The organism is Kitasatospora sp. MAA4 (genome assembly GCF_029893355.1).
GTDB lineage: Bacteria > Actinomycetota > Actinomycetes > Streptomycetales > Streptomycetaceae > Kitasatospora.
Genome location: NZ_JARZAI010000016.1, coordinates 107,309 through 130,677, shown reverse-complemented (window position 1 = coordinate 130,677; position 23,369 = coordinate 107,309). Strand labels below are relative to the sequence as shown.

20 protein-coding genes are annotated in these 23,369 nt (G+C 71.2%); 11 read left to right on the top strand and 9 right to left on the bottom strand.

Going from position 1 to position 23,369, the window contains the following annotated elements; all coding sequences use genetic code 11:
* Positions 1 to 8 precede the first annotated feature (8 nt).
* Together dapC and fdxA are read right to left on the bottom strand one after the other, a co-directional pair.
* On the bottom strand, positions 9 to 1,154 hold the full coding sequence (dapC, locus tag P3T37_RS22175; RefSeq protein WP_280725523.1) for a succinyldiaminopimelate transaminase: 1,146 nt from the start codon (positions 1,152 to 1,154) through the stop codon (positions 9 to 11).
* Positions 1,155 to 1,174: 20 nt separating this feature from the next.
* On the bottom strand, positions 1,175 to 1,504 hold the full coding sequence (gene fdxA, locus P3T37_RS22170; protein WP_280725522.1) for a ferredoxin: 330 nt from the start codon (positions 1,502 to 1,504) through the stop codon (positions 1,175 to 1,177).
* A gap of 126 nt (positions 1,505 to 1,630) precedes the next feature.
* Here fdxA and P3T37_RS22165 point away from each other — a divergent pair, with 126 nt between their 5' ends.
* Both P3T37_RS22165 and P3T37_RS22160 read left to right on the top strand, forming a co-directional pair.
* Positions 1,631 to 2,659, top strand: a complete 1,029-nt coding sequence (locus P3T37_RS22165; protein ID WP_280725521.1) for a GNAT family N-acetyltransferase — start codon at positions 1,631 to 1,633, stop codon at positions 2,657 to 2,659.
* A 93-nt stretch (positions 2,660 to 2,752) separates the two neighbouring features.
* Positions 2,753 to 3,637: a transglutaminase-like domain-containing protein gene (locus P3T37_RS22160; RefSeq protein ID WP_280725520.1), complete on the top strand. Its 885-nt coding sequence runs from the start codon at positions 2,753 to 2,755 to the stop codon at positions 3,635 to 3,637.
* 18 nt (positions 3,638 to 3,655) lie between these two features.
* Here P3T37_RS22160 and P3T37_RS22155 read toward each other — a convergent pair whose 3' ends face one another.
* From P3T37_RS22155 to P3T37_RS22135, 5 genes are all read right to left on the bottom strand, one after another.
* Positions 3,656 to 4,285 (bottom strand): response regulator transcription factor, encoded by a 630-nt coding sequence (locus P3T37_RS22155; protein WP_280725519.1) that lies wholly within the window; start codon positions 4,283 to 4,285, stop codon positions 3,656 to 3,658.
* Entirely contained in the window at positions 4,282 to 5,553 is a 1,272-nt protein-coding gene (locus P3T37_RS22150; protein ID WP_280725518.1) for a histidine kinase, read from the bottom strand. The genes P3T37_RS22155 and P3T37_RS22150 overlap by 4 nt, the downstream gene beginning before the upstream one ends.
* Before the next feature lie 8 nt (positions 5,554 to 5,561).
* Entirely contained in the window at positions 5,562 to 6,284 is a 723-nt protein-coding gene (locus tag P3T37_RS22145) for an ABC transporter permease (protein WP_280725517.1), read from the bottom strand.
* Positions 6,281 to 7,219, bottom strand: coding sequence for an ABC transporter ATP-binding protein (locus tag P3T37_RS22140; protein ID WP_280725516.1), 939 nt, complete (start codon positions 7,217 to 7,219; stop codon positions 6,281 to 6,283). Before P3T37_RS22140 ends, P3T37_RS22145 begins: the two co-directional genes overlap by 4 nt.
* 116 nt (positions 7,220 to 7,335) lie before the next feature.
* Positions 7,336 to 9,471, bottom strand: a complete 2,136-nt coding sequence (locus tag P3T37_RS22135; RefSeq protein WP_280725515.1) for an alpha/beta fold hydrolase — start codon at positions 9,469 to 9,471, stop codon at positions 7,336 to 7,338.
* A gap of 282 nt (positions 9,472 to 9,753) precedes the next feature.
* On the opposite strand from P3T37_RS22135, the gene P3T37_RS22130 reads away from it, so the two are divergent.
* The 9 genes from P3T37_RS22130 (at position 9,754) to P3T37_RS22090 (ending at position 21,038) form a co-directional block, all read left to right on the top strand.
* The gene (locus tag P3T37_RS22130) at positions 9,754 to 9,948 is read left to right on the top strand and encodes a DUF2304 family protein (protein ID WP_035798256.1); all 195 of its coding nucleotides are present in this window, start codon (positions 9,754 to 9,756) and stop codon (positions 9,946 to 9,948) included.
* 223 nt (positions 9,949 to 10,171) lie between these two features.
* A complete protein-coding gene (mshB, locus tag P3T37_RS22125; protein WP_280725513.1) occupies positions 10,172 to 11,050 on the top strand; it encodes an N-acetyl-1-D-myo-inositol-2-amino-2-deoxy-alpha-D-glucopyranoside deacetylase in 879 nt (292 codons plus the stop codon).
* Positions 11,047 to 11,478 (top strand): DUF6113 family protein, encoded by a 432-nt coding sequence (locus P3T37_RS22120; RefSeq protein WP_280725512.1) that lies wholly within the window; start codon positions 11,047 to 11,049, stop codon positions 11,476 to 11,478. Before mshB ends, P3T37_RS22120 begins: the two co-directional genes overlap by 4 nt.
* Before the next feature lie 230 nt (positions 11,479 to 11,708).
* Positions 11,709 to 14,162: a hypothetical protein gene (locus P3T37_RS22115; RefSeq protein WP_280725511.1), complete on the top strand. Its 2,454-nt coding sequence runs from the start codon at positions 11,709 to 11,711 to the stop codon at positions 14,160 to 14,162.
* A 561-nt stretch (positions 14,163 to 14,723) separates the two neighbouring features.
* Positions 14,724 to 15,749, top strand: a complete 1,026-nt coding sequence (locus tag P3T37_RS22110; RefSeq protein ID WP_280725510.1) for an ABC transporter permease — start codon at positions 14,724 to 14,726, stop codon at positions 15,747 to 15,749.
* 130 nt (positions 15,750 to 15,879) lie between these two features.
* Positions 15,880 to 17,646 (top strand): ABC transporter substrate-binding protein, encoded by a 1,767-nt coding sequence (locus tag P3T37_RS22105; protein WP_280725509.1) that lies wholly within the window; start codon positions 15,880 to 15,882, stop codon positions 17,644 to 17,646.
* Positions 17,647 to 17,805: 159 nt separating this feature from the next.
* Positions 17,806 to 18,789, top strand: coding sequence for an ABC transporter permease (locus P3T37_RS22100; RefSeq protein ID WP_280725508.1), 984 nt, complete (start codon positions 17,806 to 17,808; stop codon positions 18,787 to 18,789).
* A gap of 58 nt (positions 18,790 to 18,847) precedes the next feature.
* Positions 18,848 to 19,918: an ABC transporter ATP-binding protein gene (locus P3T37_RS22095; protein WP_280725507.1), complete on the top strand. Its 1,071-nt coding sequence runs from the start codon at positions 18,848 to 18,850 to the stop codon at positions 19,916 to 19,918.
* Between the two features lie 28 nt (positions 19,919 to 19,946).
* Positions 19,947 to 21,038: a dipeptide ABC transporter ATP-binding protein gene (locus P3T37_RS22090; protein ID WP_280725506.1), complete on the top strand. Its 1,092-nt coding sequence runs from the start codon at positions 19,947 to 19,949 to the stop codon at positions 21,036 to 21,038.
* A 67-nt stretch (positions 21,039 to 21,105) separates the two neighbouring features.
* Here the strand turns inward: P3T37_RS22090 and P3T37_RS22085 are convergent, their stop codons facing one another.
* A complete protein-coding gene (locus tag P3T37_RS22085) occupies positions 21,106 to 22,299 on the bottom strand; it encodes a dipeptide ABC transporter ATP-binding protein (RefSeq protein ID WP_280725505.1) in 1,194 nt (397 codons plus the stop codon).
* The gene (locus P3T37_RS22080; protein ID WP_280725504.1) at positions 22,292 to 23,359 is read right to left on the bottom strand and encodes an ABC transporter ATP-binding protein; all 1,068 of its coding nucleotides are present in this window, start codon (positions 23,357 to 23,359) and stop codon (positions 22,292 to 22,294) included. The genes P3T37_RS22085 and P3T37_RS22080 overlap by 8 nt, the downstream gene beginning before the upstream one ends.
* Between the last annotated feature and the right edge of the window lie 10 nt (positions 23,360 to 23,369).

Below are 23,369 nucleotides of genomic sequence, written 5' to 3'. Positions count from 1 at the left end.
ACCCGCCGTCAGGCCTTCAGGCGGGCCACCGCCGACGCCACCCGCTCGTCGGTGGCGGTGAAGGCGACCCGGACGAACCGGTCGCCCGCGGGCCCGTAGAAGTCGCCCGGCGCCACCAGGATGCCCAGCCGCGCCAGGTCGGCCACGGTGTCCCAGCAGGGCTCGTCCCGGGTCGCCCAGAGGTACAGGCTGGCCTGCGAGTGCTCGATCCGGAACCCGCTGCCCTCCAGCGCCTCGCGCAGCGCCGCCCGGCGCGCCGCGTACCGTGCGCGCTGCACGGCCACGTGCGCGTCGTCGCCGAGCGCGGCGATGGTCGCCGCCTGCACCGGCGCGGGCACGATCATCCCGCCGTGCTTGCGGATCTCCAGCAGCTCCCGCACCACCACCGGGTCGCCGGCCACGAACGAGGCCCGGTAGCCGGCCAGGTTGGACCGCTTGGAGAGCGAGTGCACGGCCAGCAGGCCCTCGTGCGAGTCGCCGCAGACCTCGGGGTGCAGCACGGAGACCGGCTCGGCCTCCCAGCCCAGCTCCAGGTAGCACTCGTCGCTGACCAGCAGCACCCGGTGCTCCCGGGCCCACCGCACGGCGTGCCGCAGCTGGTCGGCCGTCAGCACCCGCCCGGTCGGGTTGGAGGGCGAGTTCAGCCAGAGCAGCCGCACCCGCGCGGGGTCGAGTTCGTCGACCTCCTCGTACGCCACCGGCTCGGCGCCGCAGAACCGCGCGCCGACCTCGTACGTCGGGTAGGCGAGCCGCGGGAAGGCCACCTGGTCGCCCGGGCCGAGGCCGAGCTGCCCGGGCAGCCAGGCCACCAGCTCCTTGGAACCGATCGTCGGCAGGACCGCCTGCGGACCGATGTCGGCGCCCACGCGGCGCCGCAGCCAGTCGGCGACGGCCTCGCGCAGCGCCAACGGGCCCCAGACGGTGGGATAGCCGGGCGTGTCGCTCGAGCCGGCCAGCGCCTGCTGGATCAGCTCGGGGACCGGGTCCACCGGGGTGCCGACCGAGAAGTCGCAGAGCCCGTCGGGGTGCGCCAGCGCGGTGGCCTTGTACGGCTCCAGCTTGTCCCACGGGAAAGTGGGAAGAAGGTCGGATACGCGGCGCGCCGCTCCCGGGTGGCCCGGGAACGGCGCGCGCACGGCATCTTTGGTGCTCACAGCTCAGCTTCCGCCGATCGTCAGTGGTCGCCCTGGTTCTGCGGCGGGAGTGCCTCGATGAAGGGGTGGTCCCGCTCGATCAGCCCGAGCTTGGAAGCACCACCGGGCGAACCGAGCTCGTCGAAGAACTCGACGTTCGCCTTGTAGTAGTCCTTCCACTCCTCCGGAGTGTCATCCTCGTAGAAGATGGCCTCAACCGGGCAGACCGGCTCACAAGCACCGCAGTCGACGCACTCATCCGGGTGGATGTAGAGGGAGCGTGCCCCCTCGTAGATGCAGTCGACCGGGCACTCTTCGATGCATGCCTTGTCCTTGACGTCGACACAAGGCTGCGCGATGACGTAGGTCACGCTGTCGTTCCTCCTCGGAAGGGCTGGCTGCCCAAAGTATTTCCTGCGTGCGCGGGTGAGCGCGGCGTCGTCGATGCCCGCCCCTAGTATCGCGGGTCAGGGACGACAAATGCACAGGAGGTTCGCTTGAGGAAGTTGGGACCCGCCGCCGAGGCCCGCCCCGAGGTCCGGATAGACCGCTCTGACGTGGGACGACGCGTGTCCGTACGGTCGCTGGACGCAGTCCGCGACACCGCCACGGGACGCCCGGTGTTCCGCGATGTGATCGGCCTGCTCACATCCTGGGACGATCATGGGCTTACCGTGGTCCGCCGCGACAACACGGTCGCCGAGATCGCGGACGCCGCGCTGGTCGCGGGCAAGGTCGTGCCGCTCTTCCCGGCCCGCCGCGCGCCGCTGCCCGAGGCCACTCCCGTCGAGCTCCAGCGGATCGCCGCGCGCGGCTGGCCCGCCGTCGAGCAGGAGCCGCTCGGCGAGTGGACCCTGCGCGCCTCGGCCGGCTTCACCCGGCGGGCCAACTCCGTCCAGGCGCTGGGGGACCCGGCTCTGCCGCTGCCGCAGGCACTGGACCGCGTCCGGCAGTGGTACGCCGACCGCGGGCTGCCGGCCCTGATCGAGGTCACCTCGCCCGGCTCGCCCGAGGGGCTCGTCGCCGAGCTGGAGAGGCTCGGCGCCGGACTCGACCAGACCCTGGTGCGCACCGCGCCGATCGCCCCGCTGACCAAAGTCGGCCGTGCGCCCGAGCGGGTCCGGCTCTCCCGCACCGCGGGCCCGCGCTGGCTGTCCGCCTACCGGCGGGCCGGCGGCGACCCGGCGCTCGACGCCGCCGCGGCCCAGGTCCTGCACGGCGGGCCCTCGGTCTGGTTCGCCACCGTCCCGGCCGCCGACCCGGACGACACCCCGCTCGCGATCGGGCGCGGCGTGATCGACGGCGCCTGGGCCTGCTTCGCTGCGATCGAGGTCCAGCCGGCGGCCCGCCGCCAGGGCCTGGCCGGCTCCGTGATGGCCGTGCTGGCGGCCCGCGCCGCCGAGGAGGGCGCCACCGGCGGCTACCTGCAGGTGGAGGCCGAGAACGCGGCGGCGATCGCGCTCTACGACGGACTCGGCTTCACGACCAGTCACACTTACCACTACGCCCGGCTTCCCCGGTCGTAGCATCCCGCGTAGGTTCCAGCCCATCGCCATGCACGAGAGCCCGCACGAGAGCCCGCACGAGAGCCCGCACGCACGAAAGCCGCCACAGCCACCGTGACCGAGCAGAGCAGAGCCCGTTTCCGTACCGAGGCCAGGTCCGAGCACCCCGATCCGGTGCTGCTCTGCCTGCTCGCGGCCGCCGAGCACACCCTGGCCGACTCCGCCTACACCGAGGACGGTCGGCTGGAGCCCGCCCCGACGCTGGACGCCCTGTCGGCGGCCTGCCAGGCCGCCCTGGACCGGCATGCGACCGCGGTCCGGCTGGCGGTCGCCGAACGCTCCCCCGCGACGCCCGAGGAGACCGCGGCGCTGCTGGCGGCCGTGCTGGGCGGGCGCGAGCGGTTCCACGGACAGCCGTCCGACTACCGCCGGTTGGAGTCCTCGCTGCTGCCGGACGTGCTGCGGCGCCGCCGCGGGCTGCCGATCATGCTGTCGCTGGTCTGGACGGCGGTCGCCGCCCGGGCCGGGCTGACCGTCCACGGGGTGGCGCTGCCGGGCCACTTCATCGTCGCGGTCGGCGGTCCCGAGCGCGACGACCAGTACGTGCTGGCCGACCCGTTCCATGGCGGGCGGCTGCTCTCCCCGCCGGACGCGGCCGCCCTGGTGACCGCCTCCGGCCATCCCTTCTCGACCGAACTCCTGACCCCGGCCCCGCCGTTGGACATCGTGCTGCGGGTCCTGGGGAACATCCGCAGCTGGGCGGCCGAGCGGCCCGAGCACGCCAGGACGCAGCTCTGGGCCACCGAGCTCTCCCTGCTACTCCCCCGCCACCCCGCCCAGTTGCGCCTGGAGCGCGCCGAACTGCTGGTCCGTACCGGCGACTTCCTGGCCGGCGCGGCCGAGATGGACGCCTACGCCGAGATCCTGGACGTCTTCGACCCGGAGTCCGCCGCCCGGGTCCGCCAGGAGGCCAAGGCCGCCCGCCACCGCCTCAACTGATCTGTCGAAGGGCGGTGTTCAGAGCCAGCCCTTCTCCCGGGCGACCCGCACCGCCTCGGTCCGGTTGCGCGCGGCGGTCTTCTGGATGGCCATCGAGAGGTAATTGCGCACCGTCCCCTCCGACAGGTGCAGCCGGCGCGCGATCTCGGCGTTGACCGCGCCGTCCGAGGCCGCCGCCAGCACGTCCCGCTCGCGCCCGGTCAGCGGGTTGGCGCCCTCGGCCAGCGCGGCGGCCGCCAGCACCGGGTCGATCACCCGCTCGCCGCGCAGCACCCGCCGTACCGCCTCGGCGAGTTCGGCGGCCGGCGCGTCCTTGACCAGGAACGCGTCCGCGCCGGACTCCATCGCCCGGCGCAGGTAGCCGGGGCGGCCGAAGGTGGTGGCGATGACGATCTTCGTCTGCGGGCTCTCCCGGTGCAGCAGCGCGGCCGCCTCGATCCCGGTCATCCCCGGCATCTCGATGTCCAGCACGGCGACCTGGACGTCATGGGCCAGCACCGCCGCCAGCACCTCGTCACCGCGCGCGACCTGCGCGACCACGTCGATGTCGCCCTCCAGCCCGAGCAGCGCGGCCAGCGCCTCGCGGACCATGCCCTGATCCTCGGCGAGGAGAACCCGGATGGCGGTCGAACTCTGATCGTCGCTCATACCTCCGACGATAGTGCCCGGTCCTCGGCGCTCTCCGAGGCGGTGGCGGCCAGCGGGACCAGGGCGCGCAGCCGGAAGCCGCGGCCGGACGCGCCCGGGCCGCGCTCCAACCGGCCGCCGACCAGGCCGAGTCGCTCCTCCAGCCCCGAAAGGCCGTTGCCCGGGCCGGACTTGCCGGGCCCGCGGCCGTTGTCGGTGATGTCCAGGACGGCGAACCGCGCGCCGTCGGCGTCCCAGGTCTCGTCCATCGCCACCGTGCAGACGGTGGCGCCCTCGGCGTGCCGGACGATGTTGGTGACCGCCTCGCGCAGCGTCCAGGCCAGCGCGCCGGCCTCCGCCTGCCCGAGCTCCGGCCTGCCCTCGGCCACCGATGGCGCGGCGTCCAGGCTGACCCCGGCGGTCGCCAACGCGCTGCGGGCGGCGGCCAGTTCGACCGGCAGGGTGGGTCGGCGGAAGCCGCTGACGGCCTCCCGCACGTCGATCAGCGACTGCCGGGCCACCTGCTCGATCTCGGCGACCTGGATGCGTGCCGCCGCGGCCTTGTCGGCGTCCATGAAGCGCCCGGCCAGCTCGCTCTTGAGCGTGATCAGCGAGAGCGAGTGGCCGAGCAGGTCGTGCAGGTCGCGCGCCATCCGCAGTCGCTCCTCGGCCGCCGCCAGGTGCGCCACGGTCTCCCGGGCCTCACGCAACTCCCGCATGGTGCCGATCAGTCGCTGCAGGGCGGTCATCGCCAGGCCGCTCAGGAAGGTCGGCAGCAGCAGCCCGGCCAGCGCGTCGCTGCCGGTATGCGTCAGCAGCGCGATCACCGTGGTCAGCACCCCGGTCGCCAGCACCCCGCGCACGGCGTACCGGATCGGCAGGACCGCGCCGATGACCACCGAGGTGTAGGTGAACAGCACGATGAAGGCCGGGCTGAAGGCGAACGAGGTGGCCGTGGCGATGGCGATCAGCGCGCCTACCGACGGGTACGTGCCGCGCCACCCCTGCGCTCCGCGCGCCGAGCGGAACGCCACCAGCAGCACGTAGCCGGTCAGGAAGGCGGCCAGCGCCAGCCAGCCCACCACGGTCTGGCCCGTCGAGTACCCGCCGTGCAGCAGGTCCTGGATCGGGTAGAGCAGGTAGAGCATCCACACGCTCATCCAGCAGAGCTTGATCACCAGTTGGCGGCGGTTCTCCACCGGCGCGCCCGGTTGCATACGCCCGACGACACGCCCCCAGACCCCCTCCCGCGACTCGTCGGGGCGGTGGTCCAGTGGCGTCTCGGGCATGGCGGCCATCATGCCTGCCTGGTGTCCTTGCGGTACAGGAAGGCGGCTGCGGCGACGAAGACCACCAGGAATCCGGCCAGCCCGGCCGCGGCGGCGGTGTCCAGCGCGTTGCCGGGGTGGATGAAGCCAGCCAGCTGGTTGTACAGGTACACCGGGTTGAACCGGGCGAAGTTCCGCATCGAGCCGCTGATGGGGTACCAGGTGCCGCCGAAGGCCGCCATCAGCATGTAGACGATCATCACGATCGGCTGCACCGCGCTCGGCTCGGCCGCGTACCCGAGCGCCACACCGAGCGCCGCGAAGACGAAGCTGCCCAGCCAGAGCACCGCCAGCAGTCCGAGCCACTGCCCCGCGCCCAGCCGGACGCCCTCGACCGCGCCCAGCGCGAAGACCACCGCGATCGCGGGCAGCGTGGTCGCCGCGCAGGCGGCGATCTTGGCCAGCGTGTACGCCCGCCCGGGCAGCGCGGTCAGCCGCAACTGGCGGACCCAGCCGCTCTTGCGCTCCAGCGAGATCCGCTGCGCGCTGCCGGTGAGCACCGCGCCGACAGCGCCGAAGGTGGCCATCGAGACCATGAAGTACGACTTGGCGCTGACCCCGCCCGCGACGCTGCCGCCCTTGTAGATGCTGACGAAGAAGAAGTACATCAGCGCGGGGTAGAGGACCGTGAAGAACAGGTACCGCCGATTGCGCAGACTGCGCAGGATCTCCAGCCGGATCAGGGTGATCATCGCGCGCTCTCCTCGGCGTCGTGTTCTTCGGTGATGGTCAGGAAGGCCTGCTCCAGGCCCAGACTGCCGACCTCCAGGCCGCGCGGGTACAGCCCGGCCCGGTAGAGGCCGGCCACGTCGCCGTCGGCGTCGGTGCTGCGGATCCGTACCGTCCGCACGCCCGCCGCGTGGCCGCCGACCTCCAGCGACACCACGCCGGGCAGCGCGCGCAGCGCCGCCTCCTCGAACGGGCCGTCCGCGGCGTGCAGTTCGAAGCTGATCCGGCGGGCGCCGGCCTTGGCCTTGATCTCGGCCGAGGTGCCGTCGGCGATCAACCGCCCGCGGTGCAGCACGAGCACCCGGTCGGCGATGGAGTCCGCCTCCTCCAGGTAGTGGGTGGCGAAGAGCACGGTCCGGCCGGCGTCCGCCTGCGCGCGCATCGTCGCCCAGAACTGCTGGCGGACCGAGACGTCCATGCCGGTGGTCGGCTCGTCCAGAACAATCAGGTCGTTGGCGCCGGCGACGGCCAGCGCGAAGCGGACCCGCTGCTCCTGGCCGCCGGAGAGCTTGTCGACCCGGCGGTCGGCGATCTCCTCGATCCCGGCGTTGCGCAGCACGTCGGCGGGGCGGTGGCCGCGCGGGTGCACGTCGCAGGCCAGCTGGACCAGCTCACGGACCAGCACATCGGTCATCAGCCCGCCGCTCTGCAGCATCGCGCCGACCCGGCCGGCCTCGATGGCGGCCCGCGGCGCGCCGCCGAAGAGCGTCACGCTGCCCTGGTCGGGCTCGCGCAGTCCGAGCAGCAGGTCCAGGCTGCTGGACTTGCCGGCGCCGTTGGGGCCGAGCAGCGCCACCGTCTCGCCCGGGCGCAGCACCAGGTCCAGGCCGCTCACCGCCCTGACCCGCCCGTAGCTCTTGCTCACCTGCCGGAAGGCCGCAACCTCTTCGCCGCTCATCCCCAGTCCTCTCTCGCGCCTTGTGACGCTCAAGATTCCCGCGAGCCGGGGTACCGGCGGCAGTGTGCGCGATCGTGCTCTCGGCATGACGGATGTCATGCCGAGAGCACGAGGATTCACAGGCCCAGCGAGGTCTTCAGGAAGTCCACCTGGAGCAGCAGCAGGTTCTCCGCGACCTGCTCCTGCGGCGTCATGTGGGTGACGCCGGAGAGCGGCAGCACGGTGTGCGGGCGACCGGCGGCGAGCAGCGCGGAGGACAGCCGCAGGGTGTGCGCGGCCACCACGTTGTCGTCGGCCAGCCCGTGGATGATCATCAGCGGGCGCTCCAGCTTGGGCGCGTCCGCGATCAGCGAGTTGGCCTCGTACACCTCGGGCCGCTCGGCCGGGTGGCCGAGGTAGCGCTCGGTGTAGTGCGTGTCGTAGAGCTGCCAGTCCGTCACCGGCGCGCCGGCGACCGCCGCGTGGAAGACGTCCGGGCGGCGCAGCACGGCCAGCGCGGAGAGGTAGCCGCCGTACGACCAGCCGCGGATGGCGACCTTGCCGAGGTCCAGCGGGAACTCCTCGGCCAGCGCGTGCAGCGCCTCGACCTGGTCGTCCAGGGTGCTGCCGGCGAAGTCGAAGGCCACCGCCTTCTCCCAGGCCGGGCTGCGGCCGGGGGTTCCGCGCCCGTCCGCGACCACGACGGCGAAGCCCTGGTCGGCGAACCACTGCGAGGACAGGTGGGCGTTGTGCGCCTGCACGACCAACTGCCCGTGCGGGCCGCCGTACGGGTCCATCAGGACCGGCAGCAGCCCGTCGCGCTCGCGGTCGTAGCCGGTCGGCAGGATGACGGCGGACGGGATCCGCCGGGCGCCGGCCAGCCGGAACTCCGGACGCGTGGTCAGCACCGGCGTCTGGGCGTACGAGGTGACGACCGCGATCGTCTCCTCGCCGCGCAGCAGCTCGGCCAGCCGGCCCGGCCGGTCCAGCGCGGAGCTGGAGAGCAGCGTCAGATCGCCGCTGCGGACGGCGTCCAGCGCGCCGGCCCGGCGCAGCAGGACCGTCCCCGAGCCGTCCAGGGCGGCCCGGTGCAGGCCGACCAGGCCCGGCGCCGCGTCGGTGTCGCCCTCGCCGGCACTGGCCGTGAAGAGGATCGACTGCGCGTCGATCGAGAGCACCGCGCGCACGTGCAGCGTGTCGTCGGTCAGCTGCTGCTCCCCGACCAGCAGGGCGCGGTGGCCCGGCTCGTCGCTGATCCGCACCAGCCGGCCGTCCGGCGTCCAGGCCGGCGCGCCGCTGAAGAGCTCCAGCCAGGCGGCGTCCTGCTCGGCGACCAGCGTGCTGGTCTCGCCGGTCGCGGTGTCCAGGGTGAGCAGCAGCTGGCTGCGCTGGTCCCGGGCCTGCACGAGCAGCAGCGGCGGGCCGCCGGCCGACCAGTGCACGCGGGCCAGGTAGGGGTGGGCCGCACGGTCCCAGCGGACCTCCACGCGCGAGCCGTCCAGGCCGAGCACCCAGAGCGTGACGTCGGCGTTGGGCGTGCCGGCGGCGGGGTAGGCGATCTCGGCGGGGACGCTCTCGGGGTTGGCCGGGTCGGCGATCCACCAGCGCTGGACGGGCGCGTCGTCGGCGCGGGCGGCGAGCAGCAGGTCGCTGTCGGGGGACCACCAGAAGCCCCGGTCCCGGCTCATCTCCTCCTGGGCGATGAACTCGGCCTGACCCCAGGTCACCCCGTCGCGCTCCGGCTCGGCCAGGGCGCGGTCGCCGCTGCCGTCCGCGCCGATCAGGCGCAGCTGCCCGGAGGTGGTCGGGTACGCGACGTGCCGGCCGTCCGGCGAGGGGCGCGGGTCGAGCAGCGGACCGGCGGCGGGCAGCTCGCGGACCGTGCCGACGGCCGTCAGGTCGGCGGCGAAGAGCCGGCCGGAGAGCGCGAAGGCGGCCAGCGCGCCGGCGGCGTCCAGGCCGTACCCGACGATCCCCGCCGAGCCCTCGCGGCTGCGCTCGCGCCGGGCCCGCTCGGCCGGCGAGAGGTCCTCCTCGCCGCCGCCGAGCAGCGCCGACGGGTCCGCGGCGATCCGCTCCGCACCGGTGGCCGGGTCGAGGGTCCAGAGCAGGTTGGCCCGGTCGCTGCCGGACCTGGAGCGCAGGAAGACGACCCGCGAGCCGTCAGATGCCAGGGCGAAGGATCGGGGCATGCCGACGGTGTAGCGCAGGGTCCGCGCGTACTGCCGGGGGAAGGTGTCCGCAGGGGTGGTGGCGGCGGCTTCAGTGGTCATGGCATCGAACACTACGGCCTCGCCTGACCCGCGATCACTCTTTCGGCGTACGCCCCACAAGTGCCCCGAACGGCCCCCCGCACCCCCTCCGACCGGGGCATGCGCCCCCTGAACGCCTCCGTGACCCGACACATCCGGGCTCACAGAAAGTAATGCAATCACCACTGATCGGGTATTCCTAGATCAGCGGATCCGGACGAGGGCTGTCCGGTTCGCTGCCTGTCCCACGGTCCCGACCGCCGCCCGTCCCGGGCGGCGCACCCGAGAGGGGTGTGAGCCGTCATGGCTTTGTCCATCTCCGCAGCCATGCTGATGCTGGTCATCGTGGTGGTGCTGATCCGCCGATCCGGGCTGAAGATGGCCCACGCGATCATCTGCGCCCTGCTGGGCTTCTACCTGGCCTCCAGCTCCATCGCGCCGTCCATCACGCAGGTGACCAGCAACCTCGCCGGGATGATCAATGGCCTGAAGCTCTGACCGCCACCGCGGTCCAGGGCCTGTGCGGTGGATATCTCCGGGCCCACGACCCCGGGCATCCCGGCTGGACGCACGCCCGAATCGCCCAAGTACGATCCAGTACGAGGACGACTCGGGCGCACGCCCAGCCAGGGGCCCCTCCTGCCCGGCGGGGGCAAGGAGGGAGCCCAACGCCGCGGGCTGATCCGAAAATATCCACCGCACAGGCCCTAGGCTGCTCCCCATGACCACCACTGCCCCCGACCGCCGGCTGCTGCTGGTGCACGCCCACCCCGACGACGAGTCGATCGGGAACGGCGCGACGATGGCCCGCTACGCCGCCGAGGGCGCCCAGGTCACCCTGGTGACCTGCACCCTCGGCGAGGGCGGCGAGGTGATCCCGCCTGAGCTGGCCCGGCTGACGGCGGATCGGGAGGACGCCCTGGGTGACTTCCGGATCGGCGAGCTGACGGCCGCGATGCGGGAAGTCGGCGTGGCCGACTTCCGGTTCCTGGGAGGTCCCGGACGCTACCGCGACTCCGGGATGATGGGCGTGCCCGACAACGACCGGCCCGACTGCTTCTGGCAGGCCGACCCGCAGGAGGCCGCCGGGCACCTGGTCGCGGTGATCCGGGAGACCCGGCCGCAGGTCCTGGTCACCTACGACGAGAACGGCGGCTACGGGCACCCGGACCACATCCAGGCGCACCGGGTGGCGATGCTGGCCCGCGAGCTGGCCGCCGACCCGGCCTTCCGTCCCGAGCTGGGTCCGGCCTGGCGGATCGTCAAGGTCTACTGGAACCGTGTGCCGCGCTCGGCCCTGCTGGCCGGCCTGCGCGAGGCCGCCGCGCACTACCCGGCGGTCGCCGCCCCCTCGGACGTCCCCGGCGTGGTCGACGACGAGCTGATCACCACCGTGCTGGACGGCACGAAGTACGCCGACCGCAAGGCCGCCGCGATGGCCGCGCACGCCACCCAGATCACCGTCTCGGGCCAGTTCTTCGCCCTCAGCAACCACCTCGGCCAGCCGCTCTCAGCCACCGAGTGCTACCAGCTGGTCGACGGCGAGCCGGGCCCCGAGCGCCCGGAGACCGACCTGTTCGCCGGAATCGAGGCCCGATGAGCACTCCCCTGCACTACCTGTTCGGCACCCGCGCGCAGCGGCTGGCCGAGCCGCTCCCGTCCCGGCGGGCACGGATCACCGGCTACGCGGTGCTCTTCCTGCTGGGCATTCTGGTCGCACTCTGCGGGTGTTTCGTGCAGACCCTGTGGAGCCCCTGGGGACTGCTGATCGCGCTGGCCGCCAACCTGGCGCTCTTCTACGGCGGCCTGCGGCTGACCGGGACCAAGCTGGGCGCGGGGGTCCCGCTGATCGGCTGGTTCCTGATGCTGCTGATCCTGATGGCGCCTCGGCCGGAGGGCGACTTCGTCCTCGCGGCCGGCTTTGACTCGTACGCATACCTGCTGATCGGCGCGCTGACCGGGGTGATCTGCGCCACCCTGCCCACCCGCTCGGCCTTCGCCTTCGGCATCCCCCGCCAGCGGGACTGAGGGCGGCTGGGCCTGCCCGCGCACGACGGGCAGTCAGGGCCACCCGCCCGTAGTGTCGTCGGTGAGGAACCGGACGTATCGGCTACTAACGGAGGCGGTTCCCCACTCAGTCGTTCCCAGTATGGTGGTGCCGCAGCATCGTCGGACGGGCCGACCGGCCGACCGGACGCCCCAGCAACCCGCGGCCTGTGGCCCGACGGCCACGACCGCGAACCCGGAGCAGAGCAGCATTGAGCAGCCGCGAATCTGACAACGCCTACCCGCCGCCCCGCCGCGGGGGCACCCCGAGCCGGCGGCCGGGGGAGGGTCCCGACGCCTACCCGTCCGGCACGCCGCCCTACGGCACGCCGGGGGTCGCGAACGGCTACGGCACGGGTGCGCCCCTGCCCGGCAACGACCCGTTCCAGCGGACCGGCCCGGCGACCGACGGCGCCGCGGGGGCGGCGGAGCCGGACGTCCCGAAGACCGAGACCACCCTGACCACCCGGATCTCGATCAACATCCCTGGCTCGCGCCCGATCCCGCCGGTCGTGATGCGCAGCACCGTCAAGCCGGAGGAGGCCGAGGCCGCTCCCGCCGAGCAGCCCGGGCCGACCGGGCCAAGGCACCGCTCGGGTGCGCCGGCCTCGCCGGTGCTCGGGGTGATGGAGTCGGGCGCGCGCGGTGCTGCGCCGCTGAACCTGCCGCCCGAGTGGCAGACGCCGCCGAGCGCGCCCGAAACCAGCGAGTCCGAGTCGACGGGCGAGTGGTTCCGGCCGCGCCAGAAGAACCGGCCCGAGCCTGCGGCGGCTCCGGCCGCACCCGCCCCGGCCCCCGCACCCTCGCAGGCTTCGGCCGGCGCCCCGGCCAGGTCCGGTCCGGCCGCGGGCTCGCCGTACGAGGCGAAGCCCTACGAGTCGCAGCCGTTCGAGTCCCAGCCGTTCGAGTCGAGCGAGCGCCGGCAGCCGGCTCCGCAGTTCTCGGCGGAGTCCACCCAGCAGATCCCGGCGCCGCGGCCGACCGGCGCACCGGCCTCGCCGTTCGCGCCGACCTCGGCGTTCGGCGGCGGCAACGAGCCCGCGCCGGCCCCCGACCAGGGCTACCCGTCCGGTGGCGGTCAGCAGTTCGGCGCGCCGCAGGGCGGCTACCCCGCCGACCCGTACGCGGCCGGCGGAGCCGAGCCGTACCCGAGCGGTGCGGCGCGCGACCCGTTCACCCCCCGGGACCCCTTCGCTCGCTCCGCGGAGGCGCCCGCGCCCGCGCCGGACCCGTTCGGCACCGGCCCGGCGGCCCCGCGCCGGCCTCAGGGGCAGGGCACGCCGGGCCGGTTCGCCCGCTCGCAGCCCCCGGCCGAGCCGTTCCCCCCGACAGCGGCGGCCCCGCCGGCGCCGTCGGGGCAGTCGACGCAGGCGGCCTTCGCCGAGGGCCGGTTCGCCACCGAGCAGAACGGCGACGCGGAGGACACCCAGATCGGCGGATTCCGCCCGATCACCGACGACATCCCGCCGGCCGGCGCCATACCGGGCCTGCCCGTGACAGGTCTGTACGGCGCCCAGGGCGGGCCGCGGCTGGCCGGTACCGCCACCACGCCGGCACCCGCCGGTGCGCGTCCAGCCGGCCCGCCGCCGCCCGGCCCGCTCGCCGGACCTGGCGGCCCCGGCGGCCCCGCCGGCAGCCCGATGCCTCCGCTCCCCGAGGCGCCCGCCGCGCCCGGCCCGGCCGCCCCCAAGCCGGCCGCGGCCGCCAAGCCCAAGCCCCGCCCGCGGGCCCAGAAGCTGCTGGTCTACGCCGTCGGCGGCGCCCTGTTCGTCGGGTCGGCCGCCTACGGGACCGGCCTGATGCTCAACCAGGCCGACGTCCCGCGCGGCATCACAGTGCTGGGCACCGAGATCGGCGGCGACAGCCGCGACCAGGCGATCCACCAGCTCGACGCCACCGTCGGCAAGATCGGTCAGCAGCCGATACAGCTGAAGATCGGCGACCAGGCGCTGACTCTGGATCCGGCCACCGCCGGCCTCAGCTTCGACACCACCGCCACCGTGGACGGGCTGACCCAGCACAGCTACAACCCGCTGGACGTGATCGGTTCGCTGACCGGCGGCAGCAAGGCCGTGCCGCCGCAGGTCCGGGTGGACCAGGCCAAGCTCAAGGTCGCCCTGGACCTGCTGGCCGGCTCGTCCGCGCAGGGCCTCAAGGAGGGCTTCGTCCAGTTCAACGACCCGGGCGACCCGAGCGTGGTCCCCGGCCAGGCCGGCCAGGTGGTGGACGGCAGCGCGGCCGTCAACCAGGTCCAGCAGAGCTACCTGGACCGGGCCGCCGGCAAGAACGACCCGCCGATCGCCCTGGCCGTGACAGCCGCTCAGCCCAAGGCCACCACCCAGGCCCTGCAGGCGGCGGCCGACGGCCTCGGCAAGCAGATCGTCAGCGGGAAGGTCACGGTCCTGGCGGGCGGCAAGCGCTTCGTCTTCACCAGGACGACCGCGAGCAAGACGCTGACGCTGGCCCCGGACGCCTCCGGAACGATCGGCCCCAAGTGGGATCTTGACCAGCTGAGCAGCGCCCTGGGGAACACCTTCGACCGGATCAAGTTCCGTAAGAGCGACGGCACGACGGCCCTCATCACGCCGCAGGATGTCGCGGACGGAATCGCCTCCGTCTTCGACAAGAACACCGATACGGAGCGCACCTTCAAGTTCCGTTCGTGACATGTCAAAAATCCCCGTTCGAGCCCCGGAGAGCAACTCTCTCCGGGGCTCGAACGTCTTTCCCGGCGACATCCCGCCAGTGGCGTGTAACTGACACATCGCACGGGCAGCACCACTCCGGATGGATTCCGGATGCCGCTCGAATGCCTGACGAATAGTCGCCGCTGGCGGTATCCCGCCAAATCCGTCCGATAACCGGACGCAGAAAACCGGCGAGTAATGCCCTCAATGACGGGCAAAACGGACACCCTTATCTACGCGCGTCGACCTCCTACGGCCCCCTGAAGCCCGGAGCGTCGCGTTCACATACCGGTGCTACTAAGTCCTCGTTACGAACTCGTGAACGAGATATGGGAGAAAATGTCCGTTTTGTTGCGTCTCGCCTGATGCCTGTCAAGTAGCTGAAAGCTACAACCTGATGGACATTCCAGAACGAAGCCAAAACCTAGTGCCCAGGCACTCAGAAACTCTTGACGTTCGATAAACGAGTTGCGAGAGTCCGTTCGACCAACTTCTTTCATCGTTGCTGCTGCACAGACCACCGGCGGGAGCTTTCGCACCATGACGACGCCAACTGAGGACACGACAGAGACCGAACCGGTCCTCGTCGCGTCCGCTACGGACCTCACCGGCGACAAGCCGGGCGAGTTCCTTGGGCGCACCCCGGGCCAGATTGCCTGGAGCCGCTTCAAGCGCAACCGCATCGGTGTGCTCTGCGCCGGTATCGTGATCTTCTACATCCTGGTCGCGATCTTCGCGCCGGTGATTGCCTCGCTGTACGGGAAGTCGCCGTACATCCCCTACGGCAGCCGCTCCATGAGCCTGCTGGACGACTCCGGCGTCCCGATCGGCGCCGGCGGCGGGATCAGCAGCGAGTTCTGGTTCGGGCTCACGCCGATCACCGGGTACGACATCTTCACCAAGCTGATCTACGGCATCCGGACCTCGCTGGGCATCGCGCTGCTGATCACCATCGTGTGCTCCGTCCTGGGCATCGTGATCGGTGTGGCGCAGGGCTACCTGGGCGGCCGCTTCGACTACCTGGTCGGCCGCTTCTGCGACCTGCTGCTCGCGATGCCGAGCCAGCTCTTCTTCATCGCCTTCACCCCGGTCGTGCTCAACCTCTTCGTGCCGGCCCAGGACGCCACCCCGGTCTACGTCCGGGTCTGCGCGATCGTCCTGGTCCAGGCCGTGCTCGGCTGGATGGCCACCGCGCGTCTGCTCCGCGGTCTCTCCCTCAGCATGCGGGAGCGCGAGTACATCGAGGCCGCGAAGATCGCCGGTGCCTCGTCCTGGCGGATCATCTTCAAGGAACTGATGCCGAACCTGGCCACCACCATCCTGGTGCAGGTCACCCTGCTCCTCCCGCTGATGGTGACCGCCGAGGCCGGCCTCTCCTTCCTCGGCGTCGGCATGGTGGAGCCCACCCCGGACTGGGGCCTGATGTTCCAGGACGCGGCGAACAGCTACCAGAACGACCTGACCTACCTGTTCTTCCCGGGTGTCTCCCTGACGGTCTTCGCCGTCGCGTTCAACCTCTTCGGTGACGCGGTCCGCGACGCACTCGACCCGAAGACCATCCGCTAACCGCTCCACCCCCCAAGACGCTCCACCCCCGCGCACCACCTGCTCAGCCCCCAGTCCGGCCCACCGGGGCAACGCCGCCTCGCCGGTCCGCACTGGCCGACCACCATGACCAGTGAACAGGTAGGAACCAATGAGACTTCGCAAGGCAGCAATCGTGCCGGCGCTCGTGGCCGTCAGCGCCCTGACGCTGACCGCCTGTGGCGGGGGCAGCGGCAAGGCAGCAGCCCCCAAGGCCAACGCGTCCGCCAGCACCCAGAGCGTCACCCTGGGCACCGCGGCCGACGCGCAGGGCCCGGCGAAGCCGACTCCCGGTGCCAAGTCCGGTGGCACCATCACCGACCTGGAGCCGACCGGGCTCGACTACCTGGACCCGAGCCAGATCTACGAGAACCAGCTGCAGGCCATCAGCGCGCTGTACAGCCGCCAGCTGACCACGTACAAGACCGACCCGACCACCGGCAAGACCATCCTGGTCGGTGACATGGCGACCGACACCGGTACGTCCTCGGACGGTGGCAAGACCTGGACGTTCACCCTCAAGGACGGCCTGAAGTTCGAGGACGGCACGCCGATCGCCTCGAAGGACGTCAAGTACGCCGTCGAGCGCCTCTACGCGCCGTACCAGACCAGCGGCCCGCTCTACCTGCAGCAGTGGCTGTCGGGCGCGAACTACCGGACGGTCTACCCGGGTCCCTACGGCGGCCAGTCGCTGCCCGACTCGGTCATCGCCACCCCGGACGCGAAGACCATCGTCTTCCACTTCCAGCAGGCGCACTCCGACGCCCCTTACGCGATGGCGGAGCAGGACGCGACCGCGATCGAGGCGTCGAAGGACGACCAGCAGTCGTACAACAACCACCCGGTCTCGATCGGCCCCTACAAGATCCAGTCGTACCAGAACGACAAGGAGCTTGTGCTGGTCAAGAACCCCGAGTGGGACCCGAGCACCGACGCGGTGCGCCACCAGTACGCCGACAAGTGGGACATCCAGCTCAGCGTTCCGCAGCCGCTGCTGACCCAGCGCCTGATCAACGGCTCGGGGCCGGACAACACCGCGGTGTCCTTCTCCTCCAACGCCGACTCGACGCTGATCGACCAGATCCAGGGCAACCCGCAGCTCAAGGCGCGGACGGTCAACCAGTTCGAGCCGTTCGTCGACGTCTACAGCATCAACACCACCCGTGTCACCGACGTCAACGTCCGCAAGGCGCTGGCCGCGGCGTTCCCGGCCGCTCAGGTGATCCGTCAGCTCGGTGGCGCCGCCACCACTGAGATCTCCGGCAACCTGATGAGCCCGACGATGTCCGGCTGGCAGAAGACCGACCCGCTGGGCATCGCCGCCAACCCGACCGGCGACATCGCGAAGGCCAAGCAGATCCTGACGGCCGCCGGCAAGCTCGGCTACCCGATCACCATCGCCTACGCGAACACCACGAAGTGGCAGAACATCACGGCGGTTGTCGTCGACCAGCTCAACCAGGCCGGTTTCAAGGCCCAGAGCAAGGACCTCGACGCCACCAGCTACTACACGATCATCGGCAAGGCGGACAACCAGTTCGACCTCTACCGCACCGGGTGGGGCGCCGACTGGCCGATCGGTTCGACGGTCATCCCGCCGACCCTGGACGGCCGACTCGTCGCTGACGGTTCGAACAACTACTCGCACCTGAACGACCCGGCGATGGACACCCAGATGGACCAGATCGGCGCCGTCACGGACATCAACCAGGCCGCCCCGCAGTGGATGTCGCTGGCTGACAAGATCCTCGCCACCGATGTGCCGCAGATCCCGTACGCCTACGACAAGCTCTTCACCCTCTACGGTGCGGGCCTGGGCGGCGTGACCTACAACCCGGGCACCGGCGCGCTGGACCCGTCCAGCATGTTCGCCAAGTAAAGACCGGACTCGGAGCGGTCCTCCGGACCGCTCTCCCGGGTAGGGCCACCCGCACCGGGTGGCCCTACCCGGGCCACGTGCCGATCACCCGCAACCCGGGTGTCGCACGGTCCATGACGTGGCCGCCGCAGGCGCCCTCACTCGGAAGAGCTCATCCATATGTTCCGATTTCTCGTCCGCCGGGCGCTCGGCTCGATCGTCATCCTCTTCTTGTTGATCGCGCTGACGTACTTCGCGTTCTTCGCCCTCCCGGCCGACCCGGCGCAGCTCGCCTGCTCCAAGACCTGCACCCCGCAGTTGCTGGAACAAATCAGGATCAACATGCACCTGAACCAGCCGCTCTACGTGCAGTTCTGGGACTACCTGAGCGGCCTGGTCTTCGGCCACAACTACGGCGCGGACATCGGCCAGTGCGCCGCGCCCTGCTTCGGCTACTCGTACAACGTGCACCAGTTCGTCTGGCCCCGGATCGCGTCCAACTACCCGGCGACCTTCGTGCTGGCCGTCGGCGGCGCCATCTGCTTCCTGACCATCGGTGTCGGCCTCGGCATGGTTTCCGCATGGAAGCAGGGCAGCGTCCTGGACAGGATCGCCAGCTCGATCTCGCTGGTCGGCCAGTCCACCCAGATCTACTTCCTCGGCCCGCTGGCCATGGGTCTGTTCGTCACCAACCTGAACTGGCTGCCGCAGCCCTCCTACATCCCGCTGACCCAGAACCCCTGGGCCTGCTTCATGGGGATGATCCTGCCCTGGCTGGTCATGTCGGTCATCTTCTGGTCGAACTACACCCGCCAGGTCCGCTCGCTGATGCTGGAGCAGCTCTCCGAGGACCACATCCGGGCTGCCCGGGCCAAGGGCATGTCGAGCCGCTACGTCTGGTGGCGCTACGCCCTGCGCGGTGCGATGGCCCCGATCATCACGATCTTCGGTATCGACCTCGGCGCGGTCTTCTCCGGCGCGGTCGTCACCGAGTACACCTTCGGCATCCACGGTCTCGGCTTCCTCGCGGTCGACTCGGTCCGCCAGTCCGACATCTACCTGGAGCTGGGCGTGCTGATCTTCAGTGCGGCCTCCATCATCCTGTTCAACATCATCGTCGATGCGGCCTACGCTCTCCTCGACCCCCGGGTCCGGCTGGGATGACCTCCTCCACCGCACCCCTGCCAGCTCCGCACCACCCCGCTTTCGAGGAGATCCGACCGTGAGCACCCTCACCAAGTCCGAGGCCGTCCCCGCACCGCAGGCCGGAGACGCCTTCCTCTCGGTGCGTGACCTGCGTGTCCGGTTCCGCACCGAGGACGGCATCGTCAACGCCGTCAACAACCTCACCTTCGACATCGAGCGGGGCAAGACCCTCGGCATCGTCGGTGAGTCGGGCTCCGGGAAGTCCGTCTCCAACCTGGCCGTGATGGGCCTGCACAACCCGAAGAACACCACCGTCGAGGGCTCGATCCAGCTCGAGGGCAAGGAGTTGCTCGGCGCCTCGCAGAGGGAGCTGGAGAAGCTCCGCGGCAACACGATGGCGATGATCTTCCAGGACGCGCTGGCCGCGCTCTCGCCCTACTACACGATCGGCCGGCAGATCGCCGAGCCGTTCATGAAGCACACCGGGGCGAGCAAGAAGGAGGCCCGCGAGCGCGCGATCGAGATGCTCCGCCGGGTGGGCATCCCGCAGCCGCAGACCCGCGTCGACGACTTCCCGCACCAGTTCTCCGGCGGTATGCGCCAGCGCGCCATGATCGCCATGGCACTGGTCTGCGACCCCAAGCTGCTGATCGCCGACGAGCCGACCACCGCGCTCGACGTGACCGTGCAGGCGCAGATCGTCGACCTGCTCAAGGAGCTCCAGCAGGAGTTCGGCACCTCGATCATCTTCATCACCCACGACCTCGGTGTGATCCGCGAGATCGCCGACGACGTCCTGGTGATGTACGCGGGCCGGGCGGTCGAGCGCGGCACCATGCGCGAGGTGCTGAAGGCCTCGCAGCACCCCTACGGCTGGGGCCTGCTGAGCTCGATCCCGCGGATCAACGCCTCGGTGGACGTCCCGCTGGAGCCGATCCCGGGCACCCCGCCGTCGCTGCTGAACCCGCCGACGGGCTGCGCGTTCCACCCCCGGTGCGCGTACCGTGAGCTGGTCGACGGCGACAAGTGCGTGACCGAGCGCCCGCCGCTGGAGCTGGCCAACGGCCACCTCTCCGCCTGCCACCTCACGGCCGCGCAGAAGCAGTCCATCCTCACCGAGCAGATCCTGCCCCGGCTGAGCAGCTGAGCCTCGGTAAAGGAGCCAAGGAAATCCCATGAGCGCAGAGCAGACTCTGACCGAGCCGGCAGACGCGGCCCCCTCCTCCGGCAAGACCCTGCTGGAGGTCAACGGCCTCACCAAGCACTTCCCCGTGATGGGTGGTTTCCCGTTCAAGCGCCAGGTCGGCGCCGTCCAGGCGGTCGACGGTGTGACCTTCAACGTCCAGGAGGGCGAGAGCCTGGGCCTGGTCGGCGAGTCCGGCTGTGGCAAGTCGACCACCGGCCGACTGCTCACCCGCCTGCTCGAGCCCACCGGCGGGTCGGTCAAGTACCTCGGCCAGGACATCACGCACGCCACCCGCAAGGAGCTCGCGCCGATCCGGTCCGAGATCCAGATGATCTTCCAGGACCCGTACTCGTCGCTGAACCCGCGGCACACGGTCGGCACGATCATCGCCGGGCCGATGGAGATCAACAACATCAACCCGGCGGGCGGCCGTGCGGCCCGGGTCAAGGAGCTGCTGGAGATCGTCGGGCTCAGCCCGGAGCACTACAACCGCTTCCCGCACGAGTTCTCCGGCGGCCAGCGCCAGCGCATCGGCGTGGCCCGCGCGCTCGCGCTCAACCCGAAGCTGATCATCGCGGACGAGCCGGTCTCCGCGCTCGACGTGTCGATCCAGGCGCAGGTCGTCAACCTGCTCCAGGGCCTGCAGCGCGACCTGGGCATCGCGTTCGTCTTCATCGCGCACGACCTCTCGATCGTCCGGCACTTCTCGCAGCGCGTCGCGGTGATGTACCTGGGCAAGATCGTGGAGATCGCGGAGCGGGACGCGCTCTACACGCGCCCCCGCCACCCGTACACCCACGCGCTGCTCTCGGCCGCCCCCGACGCCGACCCGGACAACATGTCCGTGGAGCGGATCCGGCTGACCGGTGACGTCCCGTCGCCGCTCAACCCGCCGTCCGGCTGCCGCTTCCGCACCCGGTGCTGGAAGGCCCAGGAGAAGTGCGCCACCGAGGAGCCGCCGCTGCTCCAGATCGGCGGCAACGACCCCGGGCACCTCACGGCCTGCCACTTCCCCGAGGACGGTGACGCCGCCGGCAAGCGCTCGGCCACCGTTCCCGCGGCACGGACCACCGAGGACTGACCGCGATCGGTCGCACCACGCGTGAGGGCCCCAGGAGCCGTTCCTGGGGCCCTCACGGGTACCCGGGTCATTCGATCGGCGCTGCCCCACCACCGCCGTTGCCACCGTTCCCGCCGTTGCCACCGTTCTCGCCGTTCTCGCGCTCCGCCGCGCTGTGCCCGATCTCGCGCTCCGCCGCGCTGTGCTCAATCTCGCGCTCCGCCGCGAAGTGACACGCCGAGTCGTGCCGGGCGAGCCCGCCCAGCCAGCTCGGCGAGGCCAGCAGCGGGACCTCGGTCGCGCAGCGGTCCTGGGCCTTCCAGCAGCGGGTGCGGAACCGGCAGCCGGAGGGCGGGTTGGCGGGTGAGGGCACGTCGCCGACCAGCACGATCCGGTCCCGCGACTCGCGCGCCGCGGGGTCCGGCAGCGGCACCGCCGAGAGCAGCGCCTGGGTGTACGGGTGCGTGGCGTGCTCGTAGATCTCCAGGTCGGTGCCGATCTCGACCATCTTGCCCAGGTACATCACGCCCACCCGGTCCGAGATGTGCCGGACGATCGAGAGGTCGTGCGCGATGAACATGTACGAGAGGTTGAACTCCTTCTGCAGCTGGTCCAGCAGGTTGATCACCTGCGCCTGCACCGAGACGTCCAGCGCGGAGACCGGCTCGTCGCAGATGATGATCTCCGGTCGGAGCGCCAACCCCCGTGCAATGCCGATGCGTTGGCGCTGCCCGCCGGAGAACTGGTGCGGATACCGGTTGATGTACTCGGGGTTGAGCCCGACCACGTCCAGCAGATCCTGAACGGCCTTGCGGCGGTCGCCCTTCGGCGCCACCTCCGGGTGGATCTGGAACGGCTCGCCGATGATGTCGCCGACCGTCATCCGCGGGTTGAGCGAGGTGTACGGGTCCTGGAAGACCATCTGGATGTTGCGCCGCACCGCCTTCAGTGCCGGACCCGAGAGCTTGGAGATCTCCTCGCCCTTGTAGCGGACCGAGCCCGCGGTGGCCGGCTCCAGGTTCATCAACACCTTGGCCAGCGTGGACTTTCCGCAGCCCGACTCCCCCACGATGCCGAGCGTCTCGCCCTTGACCAGGTCGAAGGAGACCCCGTCGACGGCCTTGACCGCCCCGACCGTCTTCTTGATCACGACGCCCTTGGTCAACGGGAAGTGCTTGACCAGGTCCCGGACTTCGAGGATCGCCTCGCCGTGCTGGACCGGCTGCTTGAAGGCCGTCTCCCCCGGCTGGGCCGCGCTGAGCGCGGTGGCGCCGTCAGTCATGGAGGGTCTCCTTCCAGAAGTGGCAGGCGCTGGCCCGCCCGGGCGCCGGGACACCCTCGTCGTCGGTCACCTCGAAGAGCGGCGGCACCGTGGTCCGGCAGATGTCCTGGGCACGCGGGCAGCGCGGGTTGAAGGCGCAGCCCGGCGGGATCCGCAGCAGGTTCGGCGGCAGGCCCTTGATCGCGTAGAGCTCCTGGCCCTTCTGGTCCAGGCGCGGGATCGAGTCCAGCAGGCCGCGGGTGTACGGGTGCGCGGGGTTGGCGTAGAGCTCGTGGACGGGCGCGGTCTCGACGATCCGTCCGGCGTACATCACGGCGATCTTGTCCGCGACGTCGGCGACCACACCGAGGTCGTGGGTGATCAGGATCAGTCCCATGTGGTACTCCGCCTGGAGCTCCGCCAGCAGGTCCATCACCTGGGCCTGCACGGTGACGTCCAGGGCGGTGGTGGGCTCGTCGGCGATGATCAGGTCCGGCTCCAGGGCCAGCGCCATCGCGATCATGATCCGCTGGCGCATACCGCCGGAGAACTGGTGCGGGTAGTCGCCGACGCGCTGCGCGGCGGCCGGGATCCGCACCCGGTCCATCATCTCGATCGCCTTGGCCTTGGCGTCCTTGCGGTTCAGGCCCTTGTGCACCCGGTACATCTCGCCTAGCTGCATGCCGACGGTGTGCACGGGATTGAGCGAGGACAGCGCGTCCTGGAAGACCATCGCCATCTGCGCGCCGCGGATCTTGCGGCGCTCCTCGGAGCCGAGCGTGAGCAGGTCGCGCCCCTTGAAGACGATCTCGCCCCCGGTGATCTTGGCCGGCGGACTGTCCAGGATGCCCATCACGGCCTGCGCGGAGACCGACTTGCCGGAGCCCGACTCGCCCAGGATCGCCAGGGTCTCGCCGGCCCGGACCGAGTAGTCGACCCCGTTGACCGCCTTGGCCACCCCCTCCCGGGTGTGGAACTCGACGTGCAGTCCGCGCACCTCCAGAAGGGGCGCGTCCTTGCTGTCGGTGGTGTCCCTGCGGGGTTCGGTCGACCTGCTGCTCGTACTGGTGCTGCTACTCATGGCTGGTGGG

Excerpts from the sequence above, each read along its gene's own strand:
- P3T37_RS22155 (WP_280725519.1), bottom strand. The coding sequence starts at position 4,285 with ATGAGCGACGATCAGAGTTCGACCGCCATCCGGGTTCTCCTCGCCGAG.
- P3T37_RS22150 (WP_280725518.1), bottom strand. The coding sequence starts at position 5,553 with ATGCCCGAGACGCCACTGGACCACCGCCCCGACGAGTCGCGGGAGGGG.
- P3T37_RS22145 (WP_280725517.1), bottom strand. The coding sequence starts at position 6,284 with ATGATCACCCTGATCCGGCTGGAGATCCTGCGCAGTCTGCGCAATCGG.
- P3T37_RS22140 (WP_280725516.1), bottom strand. The coding sequence starts at position 7,219 with ATGAGCGGCGAAGAGGTTGCGGCCTTCCGGCAGGTGAGCAAGAGCTAC.
- P3T37_RS22135 (WP_280725515.1), bottom strand. The coding sequence starts at position 9,471 with ATGACCACTGAAGCCGCCGCCACCACCCCTGCGGACACCTTCCCCCGG.
- P3T37_RS22130 (WP_035798256.1), top strand. The coding sequence starts at position 9,754 with ATGGCTTTGTCCATCTCCGCAGCCATGCTGATGCTGGTCATCGTGGTG.
- mshB (WP_280725513.1), top strand. The coding sequence starts at position 10,172 with ATGACCACCACTGCCCCCGACCGCCGGCTGCTGCTGGTGCACGCCCAC.
- P3T37_RS22120 (WP_280725512.1), top strand. The coding sequence starts at position 11,047 with ATGAGCACTCCCCTGCACTACCTGTTCGGCACCCGCGCGCAGCGGCTG.
- P3T37_RS22110 (WP_280725510.1), top strand. The coding sequence starts at position 14,724 with ATGACGACGCCAACTGAGGACACGACAGAGACCGAACCGGTCCTCGTC.
- P3T37_RS22105 (WP_280725509.1), top strand. The coding sequence starts at position 15,880 with ATGAGACTTCGCAAGGCAGCAATCGTGCCGGCGCTCGTGGCCGTCAGC.
- P3T37_RS22100 (WP_280725508.1), top strand. The coding sequence starts at position 17,806 with ATGTTCCGATTTCTCGTCCGCCGGGCGCTCGGCTCGATCGTCATCCTC.
- P3T37_RS22090 (WP_280725506.1), top strand. The coding sequence starts at position 19,947 with ATGAGCGCAGAGCAGACTCTGACCGAGCCGGCAGACGCGGCCCCCTCC.
- P3T37_RS22085 (WP_280725505.1), bottom strand. The coding sequence starts at position 22,299 with ATGACTGACGGCGCCACCGCGCTCAGCGCGGCCCAGCCGGGGGAGACG.
- P3T37_RS22080 (WP_280725504.1), bottom strand. The coding sequence starts at position 23,359 with ATGAGTAGCAGCACCAGTACGAGCAGCAGGTCGACCGAACCCCGCAGG.